Annotated in this window: 11 protein-coding genes and 1 pseudogene; 7 read left to right on the top strand and 5 right to left on the bottom strand. The window is 62.6% G+C overall.

The window, feature by feature from the left end; translation table 11 throughout:
• Positions 1-103: 103 nt before the first annotated feature.
• Complete coding sequence (locus EH165_RS05340; protein ID WP_239020713.1) at positions 104-541, bottom strand: division/cell wall cluster transcriptional repressor MraZ; 438 nt, start codon at positions 539-541, stop codon at positions 104-106.
• A 521-nt stretch (positions 542-1,062) separates the two neighbouring features.
• Between EH165_RS05340 and EH165_RS05335 the strand changes: the two genes are divergently transcribed.
• The 3 genes from EH165_RS05335 to EH165_RS05325 are packed head-to-tail and all read left to right on the top strand — an operon-like array spanning position 1,063 to position 6,027.
• Complete coding sequence (locus tag EH165_RS05335; RefSeq protein ID WP_239020712.1) at positions 1,063-2,178, top strand: AAA family ATPase; 1,116 nt, start codon at positions 1,063-1,065, stop codon at positions 2,176-2,178.
• A complete protein-coding gene (locus tag EH165_RS05330) occupies positions 2,171-3,562 on the top strand; it encodes a DUF58 domain-containing protein (RefSeq protein WP_164479127.1) in 1,392 nt (463 codons plus the stop codon). Before EH165_RS05335 ends, EH165_RS05330 begins: the two co-directional genes overlap by 8 nt.
• On the top strand, positions 3,559-6,027 hold the full coding sequence (locus EH165_RS05325) for a transglutaminase TgpA family protein (protein ID WP_124798345.1): 2,469 nt from the start codon (positions 3,559-3,561) through the stop codon (positions 6,025-6,027). Before EH165_RS05330 ends, EH165_RS05325 begins: the two co-directional genes overlap by 4 nt.
• A gap of 227 nt (positions 6,028-6,254) precedes the next feature.
• On the opposite strand, the gene EH165_RS05320 is transcribed toward EH165_RS05325, so the two are convergent.
• Together EH165_RS05320 and dinB are read right to left on the bottom strand one after the other, a co-directional pair.
• Positions 6,255-6,629, bottom strand: a complete 375-nt coding sequence (locus EH165_RS05320) for a DUF3040 domain-containing protein (RefSeq protein WP_124798344.1) — start codon at positions 6,627-6,629, stop codon at positions 6,255-6,257.
• A 416-nt stretch (positions 6,630-7,045) separates the two neighbouring features.
• Complete coding sequence (gene dinB / locus EH165_RS05315) at positions 7,046-8,332, bottom strand: DNA polymerase IV (RefSeq protein WP_124798343.1); 1,287 nt, start codon at positions 8,330-8,332, stop codon at positions 7,046-7,048.
• A gap of 75 nt (positions 8,333-8,407) precedes the next feature.
• On the opposite strand from dinB, the gene EH165_RS05310 reads away from it, so the two are divergent.
• Positions 8,408-9,184 carry a ParA family protein gene (locus tag EH165_RS05310; protein WP_124798342.1) on the top strand — a complete coding sequence of 259 codons (777 nt, stop codon included), beginning with the start codon at positions 8,408-8,410 and terminating at the stop codon, positions 9,182-9,184.
• A 47-nt stretch (positions 9,185-9,231) separates the two neighbouring features.
• Here the strand turns inward: EH165_RS05310 and EH165_RS05305 are convergent, their stop codons facing one another.
• A complete protein-coding gene (locus EH165_RS05305) occupies positions 9,232-9,540 on the bottom strand; it encodes an SAV_6107 family HEPN domain-containing protein (protein ID WP_164479126.1) in 309 nt (102 codons plus the stop codon).
• Between the two features lie 121 nt (positions 9,541-9,661).
• Between EH165_RS05305 and EH165_RS05300 the strand changes: the two genes are divergently transcribed.
• The 3 genes from EH165_RS05300 to EH165_RS05290 all read left to right on the top strand — a co-directional run bounded on the left by EH165_RS05300 (position 9,662) and on the right by EH165_RS05290 (position 10,903).
• Positions 9,662-9,925: a hypothetical protein gene (locus EH165_RS05300; protein WP_124798340.1), complete on the top strand. Its 264-nt coding sequence runs from the start codon at positions 9,662-9,664 to the stop codon at positions 9,923-9,925.
• A 94-nt stretch (positions 9,926-10,019) separates the two neighbouring features.
• Positions 10,020-10,298: a hypothetical protein gene (locus EH165_RS05295; RefSeq protein ID WP_124798339.1), complete on the top strand. Its 279-nt coding sequence runs from the start codon at positions 10,020-10,022 to the stop codon at positions 10,296-10,298.
• The gene (locus EH165_RS05290; RefSeq protein WP_124798338.1) at positions 10,295-10,903 is read left to right on the top strand and encodes a GNAT family N-acetyltransferase; all 609 of its coding nucleotides are present in this window, start codon (positions 10,295-10,297) and stop codon (positions 10,901-10,903) included. The genes EH165_RS05295 and EH165_RS05290 overlap by 4 nt, the downstream gene beginning before the upstream one ends.
• Before the next feature lie 706 nt (positions 10,904-11,609).
• Here the strand turns inward: EH165_RS05290 and nrdR are convergent.
• Positions 11,610-12,062: pseudogene (nrdR, locus tag EH165_RS05285) on the bottom strand (transcriptional regulator NrdR); the annotation flags it as partial.
• Positions 12,063-12,294: the final 232 nt, after the last annotated feature.

Raw genomic sequence — 12,294 nt, 5'->3', positions numbered from 1 at the left:
GGCCGGGCAGCATGGCCGGTGAATCTGCGGTGGTGCCATTGAGTTTTTGCAAATCGCGCACTGCTTGATTCGAGTTCCGTCGTGGAACAGGCTCGTCGGTTAGCTAGGCATCGAAGACCCCCCGGGCAGGGGTGGCGTACGCCTCTTCCTGCGCAGCTTGGTACTGGTTCCAGCGATCGGCCGCCCACACCTCCATGCGAAGACCTGCGCCGTTGAGGACGATGTCTTTGGTGAGTTGCGCGTAATCGCGCATTTTGGCCGGAATAGTGATGCGGCCCTGCGCGTCGGGGTGTTGGTCCTCAGCGTTGGCAAGCATGTACCGCTGGAAACCGATCTGTCGCTCATCGGTGATGTCAGCGTGAATGGCATTGTGGGCAAATTTCGCGAATCCCGCGAGCGTCAGGATGAACAAGGCGCGGTCTTGGCCACGCAGCAGCATTACTCCGCCCGCAGTTCGATCCCGAAACTTTGCCGGCAGCGTAATGCGTCCCTTCTCGTCCATCCGAGGGGTGAAGTTGCCAACGAAAGTGAAGTCCTCCACGCTGCCACCCCCTCGTTCTCGACATCGCCGCCAACCGGATCAAAACCTGTACATCCACTGGAATGCGCCCTTTGTGGCACCCACCACTCTCCATTGGGCGCCACGCTACCCCACTTTGCCCCACTTTCCACCTCCTTGTAGCCCAAATTTCTCTGAGACGACGCCATCGCCGCAGTTGGACGCTCATTTCGCCAGGTGGGGGAAATTCTCGTTCTCTCGGCTCCGCTGGTAGTCCGGAAGTCCGATTTCGGACCTTGACACGTCGTAACGGGTCTCATCTGCTCCACAAACCGACGATTTATCCCTCATCACCACCTCTGGTTCCATTTCCTGCTCACAAGTGGGGCAATGTGGGGACGGATGTAGATCCATGGAAGAACCCCGCCAAACCCGCGCAGGAACCTCGCATCCGGCCGCGCCTTTGGCAGACTGGTCAATGACGCAAGGCCGCACAGGTCGTTGCGTGGCCGGACAACCGGTGTGCGCGCCCGTGGCGTAGACACCGAACCAGGAGGACTTCAGTGACTCAGGACCTTGGCGCCTCGGCACCAGTCGGCAGTTCAGCAGCACCGCGAACCGACGGTTTTACACCGCCTCGCGGTCATGAAGCCGGTCCTTCCGGGGCCAGGGACGCTGGTACCCATTCGCACGCGAGCAGCCTCCCGCAATCCGCCCCTGCGGCTGCTGATCCGGCCAGTATTGCCACGGTTGGCGGCCAGATCGCTGCGGCCGTCAACAAGGTCTTGCTGGGAAAACCCGAGGTGGTGCGGCTGGCCGTCATCGCATTACTCACCGAAGGGCACCTTCTCATCGAAGATGTCCCAGGCGTTGGCAAGACCAGTTTGGCCAAAGCGCTGGCCAAGACCGTGGACGGCACCGTCAACCGCGTTCAGTTCACCCCTGACCTGATGCCCAGTGATGTCACCGGTGTGAGCGTCTACGACCGACAGACAAGCAAGTTCGACTTTCGCCCCGGACCGGTATTTGCCAACATTCTGGTCGCGGACGAAATCAACCGGGCATCGCCCAAAACCCAGTCAGCGCTTCTTGAAGCGATGGAGGAGCAGCAGGTCACGGTTGACGGAACCACCTACCCCCTCGAATCGCCCTTTCTCGTCATGGCCACGCAGAACCCGGTGGAGATGGAAGGAACGTATCCCCTCCCGGAGGCCCAGCGGGATCGCTTCCTGGCGCGTACAGCGATCGGCTACCCCGATCGCCGCAGCGAGGTGGCGATGCTGGCCGACCACGACCGCGTCGATCCCTTGGACTCGCTCACCCCCGTGACAGATGCGGCGACCGTGAAAGCGCTGATCCGCGGCACGAGAGCGATCTACCTCGCTCCCGAGCTGCAGCACTACATCGTGGAGTTGGTGGCCGCTTCCCGCGTCCTGCCTGAAGTACGACTAGGAGCCTCCCCGCGCGCAGCCTTGCATTTGGCACGCGCGGCCAAGGCCACTGCCGCCCTCGAAGGACGAGGATTCGTGGTGCCTGACGACATCGCAAGAATGGCGATCCCCGTGCTCTCCCACCGCCTCTTGCTAACGGTGGAGGCGCACGCGAATCGTCGCTCCGAAGCTGACATCATCGCTGGTCTCCTGCACGCCATTCGGGCGCCACGGCAACCCGGTGCCTAAGTCCGACGCCGGTGGCGCTGTTTCTAGCTTCGGTCGAAGCCACCGCGGACTCACCACGCGCGGTCGATGCCTGCTTGCCGGCGGATTGGCCGCGTGCGTCTGCGCGGTAATCCTCGACGAACGTGACTTGCTTCGGATAGGCCTTGTGGCAACGCTCTTGCCGTTGGTTGCCTGGGTCGTGTCGGCGAGTCGGCGGACGCAGTTGTCGGCAACGCACCAAGTCGCCCCCGCGAGGCTGAGCCCCGGCTTGACCGGACGCGTCGACCTCATCATCACCAACACCGGCTCTTCGCAGACGCGCCCCATCGAGTTACAGGAGGCGGCCACCCCTGATCTATCCCCCGGTGCCCACTGCCTCATCCCTGCCCTGGGGCGAGGACGCAGCGCAGTGACCAGCTATCCGGTGCACGCCAAACGCCGCGGCAGATTCGTTATCGGACCGCCCCACGTCCATATTGCCGACCCGTTCGGTACGTGGGAGGACTCTCGATCTTTGCCCGCCACCACCGAGGTGCTCGTTGTCCCCTCCGTAATTCCACTGACCGGCACTCCCTCCAGCGGTGGCTCCAAATCTGCTGCGTCAGGACGAGCCGCGCAGGGAACCGTCGGCGGCTCCCCCGATATCGGGATCAGGCAGTACCAGCGAGGCGACGATATCCGCTCGGTTCATTGGCGGGCCTCCGCCAGGCACGACGATTTGATGGTCCGACTTACCGAACCCGTTTCCCACGGTGGCGCGAGTGTGCTGCTTGACCACCGCGCAAGCGCGCACCACGGCACCGGCGAAGACTCCAGCTTCGAAACCGCCGTGAGCCTGGCTGCATCCGTGGCCTTGCATCTACTCGCAGGCGACCATCAGGTGCGATTGGTTTCTCATACAGGGAAAGTGCTCGCTGATGGCCACGACATCACCGATGACGTGTTGGCTAGCTTGGCACTCCTGGAGACAGACCCGCAGCGCACCATCGCAGCCTCGGCAACGACCGATACAGGCCTGCTCGTCGCGGTTCTCGGGCAAACAGACCGAGACACCACCAAGCTCCTCATTGCTGCAAGGCGACGGGCCAGCAACGCCATTGCATTGGTCATCGCGGCCGGCGAATGGGACCGTCACAGTGCTACAGCGGCCCGCGACTTCGAGACCACCATCGAAATGGTGGGGTTGCTCCGAGCCGCCGGCTGGCGGGTAGTCGAGGTTCACCCACAGGACAGTCTCGCCGCGATCTGGCAGCGTGCGTGTTCAGCTGGTGACTTCAACGGTGGTCTCTCCGGTGGTCTCTCCGGTGGTTTCTCCGCTGGTTTCTCCGGTGGCGGATTTGCCGACGGAGCGGTGCCGACCGGCGAACCCGTGGACGCGCCCGACGCTGCTCGGGCCCTCCGATGAGCACCAGCACCCAGCCAGCCGCGGCGCCTAAAACTGCGACCGGAGCGCGCGCGAAAAAACCGCCGCATTCCCGCTCCACCTCCGATTCCGCCTATCCGCTGATCGGGCTCCTCGGTGCTCTCACCGTCGTTGCGGGCGCTTCGCCGCTGACAACGACGCTCAAGGGCAGCAGTTGGGTCCCCGCGGTGCTTCAGGTGGTGGCGCTCGTGTGGCTGATCGGGTTCGGCTGCCGTCTTCTCCGCCTGCCGTCACCGGTGGTGCTGGGGGTCCAGATCTTGGGTGTCATCACTAGCCTGACAAGCCTTTTCACTGATAGCGGGTCTTGGGGCCTGATTCCGAACTCGCGTGTCCTTGCCGAAGCGCAGGAACTCATCCGGGGTGCTTGGAGCCAGATTCAGAACAGCGCGCCCCCCGCTGAGTCAACGCCCCAACTCGGGTTTCTCATCGCCATTACGTTGGCTCTCGTCGCGTTGGTTGTCGATTTCCTCGTTACAGAGTTGCAGGCGCCCGCACTGGTCGCGCTCCCGCTGTTGGTGATGTATTCCATCCCAGCGTCGATTTCGAACGAACTCCTGCCGTGGTGGACGTTCGCGGTCCCCGCTGTGAGTTACGCCGCTTTACTAGCCGCGTCAGACCACGCAGGCAAGCCCACGAGCCTACGTGCGGGTGTTGGTGTCGCGGTGACCGGCGCCATCGCCGTCGTCGTGGCCGTAACCGTCAGCCTGGTGGTTGCCGACAGCGTTACAGCAATCGGTACCGAGGGCAGATTGCCGCGCTCCAACGCCAACAGCGCAGGCAAGGATGTCGGGCTTTCACCCTTCACCTCCCTGAAAGGGAACCTCCAACGCGGCGATCCGGTGGACGTACTGCAAGTCGCAGGGCTCACCAGTCCCGACTATCTGCGAACCGCCGGTCTCGAAGTATGGACGGCCGGCGAAGGGTTTTCCGAAGGCGACCCGGGAACGGGGACTGAGCCCGTAACACCGGAGTTCCCGTTGGCTCCGCTCGCCGACAACCCCAGCGCGGCGCTCTCGGTCGTGACCGTACAAACCCCCAACTTCAGCGACCGATACCTCCCCATTTACCCGGGGACCGCGACGGTCAGCGACCTTGGTCCGGGATGGAACTACAACCGCAGCCTTGGATCGATCTTCCGTCCAGAGTCAGTGAACCCCGGTGGGTACTCGATGCTTGTGGCACTGGGAAAGATCAGTCCTGAAGCGTTGCGCGCCGACACCGTGACCGCGGGCGGAAATCTCACCGACCAAGCCGGCGTACCGATCAGTGTCGTCGAACTGGCACGATCGGTCACCGCCTCGGCGACATCAGCTTTCGACAAAGCCTTCGCGCTCACGCAGTACTTCACCACTCCCTCCAACGGATTTCAATATTCTTTGGAAGTGCCCTCTGGAAGCAGCGGGGACGCCCTGGTCGACTTTCTGAAAAACAAACAGGGTTACTGCGAGCAGTACGCCACGGCCATGACGGTGATGCTTCGTACCGTGGGGATTCCCGCCCGAGTGGCCATCGGCTTCACCCAGGGAACAGAGACCGCCCCGGGCGCTTACACAATCTCCAGCCATGACGCACACGCGTGGGTCGAAGTGCGTTTCGATAAAGCTGGCTGGGTGCGGTTCGACCCGACGCCGCTTGGTGTAGCCACCGGCGGTCAGCAAGGTTTTGCCGAACCTGCCGCGCCCAGCGAACCAACCCCCACGCCCTCGGCAACGCCCAGCCAGTCCGGCCAAGACGACACCGGTCGCCCCTCGGGAATTACTCAGACCAACACCGTGACCAGCACCCAGTTCGACGCCGGTGGGGCTGCCACTGGCTCGCCAGGAAGAGTTCCCACCTGGCTCTGGGTAGGCCTGCTGCTCGTGCTCGCACTTATCGGACTGGGCGCCGCCCCTTCCCTTCTACGTCGGCGGCGTAGCCGATTGCGCCTTCAGGTCGCGGCGCGCGGCGGTGCTGATGCTGCGCCCGCGGCCTGGTCGGAGATCGAGGATCTCGCCGTTGATCACGGCTTCAGCTTCGACCGGGTTGCAACAGTACGAAGTGTTGCTAACTCCCTGGCGACCAAGGCCGCTCTGGGCCAGGCCGCGAGGGCTGGACTTCGACGTGTGGCGCTCGCCACAGAAGAGTCCTGGTATTCCGCGAACATTGCCGTGTCGGTAGGCGCAGCTGCTCACCATGCTGGCGCGGTGCGGCCCGATGGTGACGCTGCGCGGGTGGATGGTGACGCTGCGCGGGTGGATGGTGACGCTGCGCGGGTGGATGGTGACGCTGCGCGGGTGGATGGTGACGCTGCGCGGGTGGATAGTGACGCTGCGCGGGTGGATGGTGCTGCAAATAGCGACCTAACCGCGAGTGTCGCTCTGGTCAGGACAGAATTCGCCCATACCGCTCCGCTATCGCTTCTGGATCGTCTCGTGCCCCGCTCGGTTCGCTCGCGGGTACGCCGGTAGGAGAGCGCAACTCGTCTGGCGGAACACCGCAGGTGGCAGGCCCGGGGCGCGAGTCCCTCTGTCCAGTCGGAGCGCTGGTAGCTGATCAGTCAGTGCGCTGATACCTGATCAGTAAGAGCGCTGATACCTGGCGGGCTGTATACGCAGAGAAGCCCTTGGTGAGGTCCTGACACAGCTATGGCCCAGTTCCACCGACACGGTTGGAACTGGGCCATAGACGGAGGCAGTTACTGTTCGTCGAACCTGCGGCGGAAGCGCTCTTCCATGCGATCGGACAAGTTAGATGTCGTTCGCCGAGACGGAGCCTCGACTTGCATCACGCCTGAGCGTGCCGGCTGACCGAATACAAGGAGGCCTACCGCGCCCACCATCACCAGGAAACCGACAACGCTCAAAGGAATACCAAAACCGGGCGCGCCTTGCGCCAAAATAACGCCTGCGCCGAGACAAACCAGGCCCAGGATAAACGCGATCAGCGCGATTACGGGGCGACGGCGGCGAATTCGCTTTTCGTCAACACTGTTAGCGAATTTCGGGTCGTCCTCGTAAAGTGCGCGCTCGATTTCATCAAGCATGCGTTGCTCATGCTCGGAGAGCGGCATGGGTCCTCCTCCGGCACCGATATCGGCGTGTAGGGCTGGTTGGCGCCACAAATTGTGACTTATCACCAGGATACGAGCACGCGGCGCGGACTTCTAGACCAAGCCTCACATTCGCCCCTTTCGGTGACTCTTCCGATCATAGATGGCCCCGGTGGCGGAGCCACCAACAGGAGCGTTCTGCCCCTCTCTTTGCGCTGAAGGCTGCCCAGATTTTGACTGCGACGCGACCCTCCAGCAAGCCACCACCTGCGGTGATCACTGTCGACGGGCTGCAGCGGAGCTACCGCGTACGGCGACCGTTACTGGTTGTTTCTGTCATTCGTATCTCAGAGCCCGACAGGCGAGTTTGCCTCCGTGGCGAGAAACTGCGTTCGCCCAGGGAGGAAAGGTGAATGCATCACACCTGCACTAAGTGTTTACGACTGGGTGTCGACTGATGTAATCCGCCGGTTCGGGCCGCCACGCAGCCCTGGGTAATGAGGGCGCATCAACGATGCTGGCCGTACGGCTCCTGCTCCAAATCGCGCAGTGACCTCATCGGCGACCTGCTCCGCCTGGCGCCATCCGGCAGATTTTTCATCGCCAAATGCGAGTTGCTGGGTCACCTCGGTTGCCGCCACCAGCTGCTCCAATCGCACCCCCACGAGCCGTAGGGTCCGATGGCCTGTCCCGAGCTTGTCGAACAAGAGCACAGCGGCTGCGTGAATGTCTCGAGACAGGTCAGTGGGCGCCGCGAGGGTAAGTGAACGAGTGACCGTGGTGAAGTCGGAGAAACGGACCCGCACGGCTATCGTCTTCGCCCGCTGCCCGGTAGCTCGCACTCGTCGGGCAAGTTTGTCCGACAGCCTCAGGAATTCCCGAACCAGTTCATCTCTGTCGTTGATGTCACTGGAGAATGTCTCGTCGGCGCTCATCGAAGACTCCGGCGGCCGCTCGGAAACACTGCGCGGATCTCGGCCCCAGGCCAGCTCGTGCAGCTTTTCAGCTCCGGCGACGCCCACGACACTCACCAAGCTGGCCTTATCCAACTGGGCGATATCCCCCACAGTTCTTAGCCCGATTTTGCGGAGTGTCTGGGCTGTTTTGGGGCCAACGCCCCACAGCGATTCCACTCCCAGCGGGTGCAGTACCGAAAGCACGCTGGCAGGTGGGATAACAAGCAGGCCATCGGGTTTGGCCAAACCTGAACCGAGTTTGGCCATGAATTTGGTGGCAGCGACACCGATCGTGCAGGTCAAGCCCAGCTCGCTCGAGATCCGGCTGCGTAACTTCGCGGCGATGGCGCCGGGGCTCCCGGCAATGCGGCGCATCCCACCTACATCCAAGAATGCCTCGTCAACTGATAGCGCTTCCACAAGCGGGGTAACGGTGGAAAAAATTTCCATGATGCGAGCTGATGCCTCGGAGTAGGCCCGGTGGTCGGGCTCCACGATGATGATCTGCGGAAACATCGATCGGGCCGTCGCCACCGGCATTGCTGATCTGATCCCGTGGGCCCGCGCCTCATAGGTGGCCGACAGCACGACGCCGCGACCAGCCGTAGATGCCACCATCATGGGCAGGCCCACAAGTTCCGGCCGTCGGCGCAATTCCACAGCCGCAAAAAATGCATCCATATCGGCGTGCAGAATGGTGCATTCGCTGTCATCGACCAGGCTCAGGTCTTCGGTGACAAGCCGGCGCTTCCCGGTGCTTGCACCCATCAAAGTCCCTTCTATAGGGCTGCTGAGGTCGTGGGCGAACTCGCGTGAAGCAGCGTTACCTGTACGGTAACCGGCGTGCTTGTAGCCAGCGTGTTATCTCTCAAAGGTGGTGTGGGGAAAACCACCGTCACCCTCGGTTTGGCCTCCGCCGCACGGCAGAGAGGCATCTCCACCGTCGTGGTCGATCTAGACCCCCAGAGCAACGCGACGACGACCTTGGAGCCGCAAGGGTTCGAAGCGACGATCGCTGACGTTTTGGGCAACCCCACCGTGGCTGTGATGGCTTTGGCGATTCGTCCCAGCGCGTGGGGCGAATCTGTGCGCGTTCTCGCTGGCAGCGAAGCAGCAGAACGTCACAACAATCCCGATCCAAGCAGGACACGGCTTAACCGGCTTCGAATCGGTGTGGGCCGCATCTACCCTGCGCCGGACTTGGTTCTCATTGACTGCCCGCCCTCCCTCGGGCAGCTGACGCGCAACGGCCTTGTTGCAAGCGATAGGGCAATCTTGGTGACAGAGCCAGCCCTTTACGCGGTTACAGGTGTTCAGCGCGCGCTTGAAGCTGTGCACGACGAACGGGTCAGGAGTAATCCGGGCCTGCGACCTCTCGGTGTAGTAGTGAACCGCGCTCGGACTCGCTCGGTCGAGCAGGAATATCGGTACACGGAGTTGAAAGACCTTTTCGGCCCTCTTGTCCTGAGCCCCAACTTGCCAGACCGGTCTGCGATTCAGCAGGCCCAAGGCGCAGGTATCCCGATCCACGACTGGCCCACTGCAGGCGCCCGCGAGGTTGCGGCTGTTTTCGACACGCTGCTGGACCGGTTGTTGCGATCAGCGTCCCGGGCGACCTGATCCAGTCGCTACGGTCCAGCAGCGAGGAGCAGTCTGAGGATTTCGATCTATGCCCCCACCATCGATTCAGCAATCTCAAGAAAAGCCGCTGTTTGCCGCACCATGTCGTCGGCATCTTGCGCCGAAATGAATCGGGTAATTCCTGCCTCTGCCGCTTTTCGCTTGGCCGAGCCTGCGGCAAAATAGTTCGACCAGTTTTCCAGTTCTGGTGTCACCTTGGTTAACAGCACCCATGCGCTCGCGTGCTTAAAGGACCTGGATGTTGGACGAGGACGCGTTTCCAAAATGGCGGCGGCCATTTTCAGTGCGGCCAAGTGGGCAGCTGCGAACCGGTCTGCGGGCTCGCTTAGTCCCATCGCGTGATTGAGACCCGCGCGCGCACCCGCGCATTGCGCCAGAGCATGGGCCGATACAGGCCCCGTAACGCTGACACGTGAAGCTACCTCTGGCTGCGCTGTTCGAGGTGAATTCGCTGCTGTGCGAACGCGCATGGAGGGTGAAGCGGCAGAGCTCGGGCGTACCCCGGCGCCGCTGCGGATTCGTGCAGTTCGCGCTGCCGGTGTTGCTGGGATGCGCACGCTCACTACCGTGGCAGTAGCCGTCGTCATGGCAGAGGTGCTACCCACCGCCGACCGCCGCATGCGCTTGCCTAGTTTCGAAGCTGACGGCACAGCGACCTCCCCCTCCCCATCCCCTGCAAGGTCGAGCGACCCGTCCAAGATCGAGCGCTCAGAGATCTGACCGACTGAAGTTGTTGTCACCATGTGAAGCACCTCTTTCCATTCATCGAACGTGCGTTCGATAGTACGCCCTGTCACCGACAATGGAGGTTGGCGTGTTCTCATTGAGAAATGCATCTAGTGCCGAGCACCCGCCCAAAGTGGCTTCGGGGGCGCCCGTCGAATTCGCAGAGCGGTCCCGCTCTTGCACCACTGCCATCATCATTCGCGACGGCACAGTTCGCGCCGGCACGGTTCGCGCCGGCACGGTTCGCGACGAAGTCTTGGGATTGAAGATCATGCGGCACACCCTGGTCTCGAGTGCAGACAATTGCACCTTAGGGCTGACCCCCGACACTCTGGTCGTGCGGCCCAGTAATGAGGATTCGATATGACGGTCGCGGCCCAGCCGTATCGAGTGATGGCATTGACACCCGCCCAGTTCCGCGCCAGGGTGGACGAACTTCTCGGCGTCTATGTTGCCGCAATGGGCTACCCGGCCTACACGCACGGGCAGCGGCGCCCGTTGTGGCTAGACCACAGTAACCGTGTCGGTTTCCATGGGGTGGTGGCGCTGGATAAACAGGGCAGCGTCTTAGGCATGTGCTTTGGGTACACCGGCGCAGCGGACCAGTGGTGGCACGGCGAAGTGCGGCGTGGTCTGACCGACACGCTCGTCCGGGAGTGGTTTACCCAGTACCGCGAACTCACCGAGTTGCATGTGCGCCCGGATACCCAGGGTGCGGGCATCGGCGAGGCCCTCGTCCGCGCTTTTCTTGCACCTTCCACGGAAGACGTGGTCCTACTCTCCACTCCCGAGGGCGAGAATCGCGCTTGGCGCCTTTATCGTCGTCTGGGATTCGTCGACGTCCTGCGGCGCTATCAATTTGCCGGTGACCCTCGACCTTTCGCGATCCTCGGCCGAGCCCTACCGCTACCAGCGGACCGCGGCCTGTCAGCCGATGATGCGGGTGGCGGCGCAGCAGTAGGCGGCACCTAAAACGCCGGACCGACTTGCTGAACGCTCGGGACTTTGCCAAATGGGCCCGCAGCTGGTCCAGCCCCTTGGCACCCCTATTGAGCGCGTGCTTGCGGCGGGTGGTGCGGTCACATCCAGGACCCTGGCGGGCCACCGCAACATTCCTGACTTGAAGCCGCACGCGCTCGCCCACTGTTCACCCGGTAGGACGAGGTGCATGGCGCCCAAGTGCTAAAGAGCCCGGTCCGCGAGGTTGTGCATTCGCTATTGGCGTCCATCCAGGCCGTGGACCTGACGGTGGTGCCCGGCATCCGACGCTGGCACGACCGCCGGGAGCTTGGCGCCCGGAAGCTGTCTGCCTGCCACTGATCGGAAATGCGGGTAATGGAGCTCGCCGCTGCGACGCTACCGCCATCTGTAGTAATTCGACAGCGCAGGCCCACAGCAGATCTTTCGGCTAGCTCTGCGTGGTCCCGGCAGAACCGCAAGCAGTTGCGATCGGGCGGGGGCAGCGATAAATGCTCGGCAGGATCTAATCCGCCACTGAGCAGTCAGGGGCGCAGGAAAGATTCAGGCACGCCGACGTCGTTCACGACGGGGCAAGGCCCTTAGCCGCGACGCTAGTGGCTGCGCACCTCACATCACCCTCCGCTTCTAGGGTTGCCCCATCCGTCTCGGGGTCAGCGCCCCCTTCCGTGTGAGCAAGATTCGATCGACCCGCAGCACTTCGCTCAGCCGTCTCGGTACGCAGCCGGTCGATCTCATTCTCGAAGTCGTCCACGGAGTCGAAGGATCGATAGACCGATGCGAACCTCAGGTAGGCGACTTCGTCCAAATTTCGCAGCGGTTCTAGGATCTCTAGGCCCACCTCGTGGCTGCTGATTTCTGCGCAGCCGGTGGCCCTAATAGCGTCCTCAACCTGCTGTGACAGCAATGCCAAGGCGTCCTCATCAACCGGCCTGCCTTGGCAGGCCCGGCGCACTCCTACCACCACTTTTGCCCTACTGAAGGGTTCGGTAACACCGCTCCGCTTCACAACGGCGAGGACGGATTCTTCCACTGTGGTGAAACGGCGTGAGCACTCTGGACAGGAACGGCGGCGCCGAATCGCCTGGCCGTCGTCCACTTCGCGGGAATCGATCACTTTTGAATCGGAATATCGGCAGAACGGGCATCTCATGGTGGGGTTGCACCCTTCCCTCGCCCCTTCGCCGTCAAGATCGTGACGAGATCGGAGGAGGGGCAGCACTAGCCTGGCATCGTTGAGGCGGACAGGAGAGCGCCTGCACACGGAGCCTTCTCCTGGTTGGTCTCGCGGCAGCAGCACCTCGTCAGCCGCCAGAAACCCACCGTCTGTCACTTTACCGGCCAACAGTCGCTATTTTTGCGAGCCTGCCTCAGGGCGAGGTGGT

It is taken from the genome of Nakamurella antarctica (assembly GCF_003860405.1).
GTDB classification, from domain to species: Bacteria; Actinomycetota; Actinomycetes; order Mycobacteriales; family Nakamurellaceae; genus Nakamurella; species Nakamurella antarctica.
This window is presented reverse-complemented; position numbering and strand designations above follow the sequence as displayed.

Excerpts from the sequence above, each read along its gene's own strand:
- EH165_RS05325 (WP_124798345.1), top strand. The coding sequence starts at position 3,559 with ATGAGCACCAGCACCCAGCCAGCCGCGGCGCCTAAAACTGCGACCGGA.
- EH165_RS05320 (WP_124798344.1), bottom strand. The coding sequence starts at position 6,629 with ATGCCGCTCTCCGAGCATGAGCAACGCATGCTTGATGAAATCGAGCGC.
- dinB (WP_124798343.1), bottom strand. The coding sequence starts at position 8,332 with ATGGGTGCAAGCACCGGGAAGCGCCGGCTTGTCACCGAAGACCTGAGC.
- EH165_RS05305 (WP_164479126.1), bottom strand. The coding sequence starts at position 9,540 with ATGGGACTAAGCGAGCCCGCAGACCGGTTCGCAGCTGCCCACTTGGCC.
- EH165_RS05290 (WP_124798338.1), top strand. The coding sequence starts at position 10,295 with ATGACGGTCGCGGCCCAGCCGTATCGAGTGATGGCATTGACACCCGCC.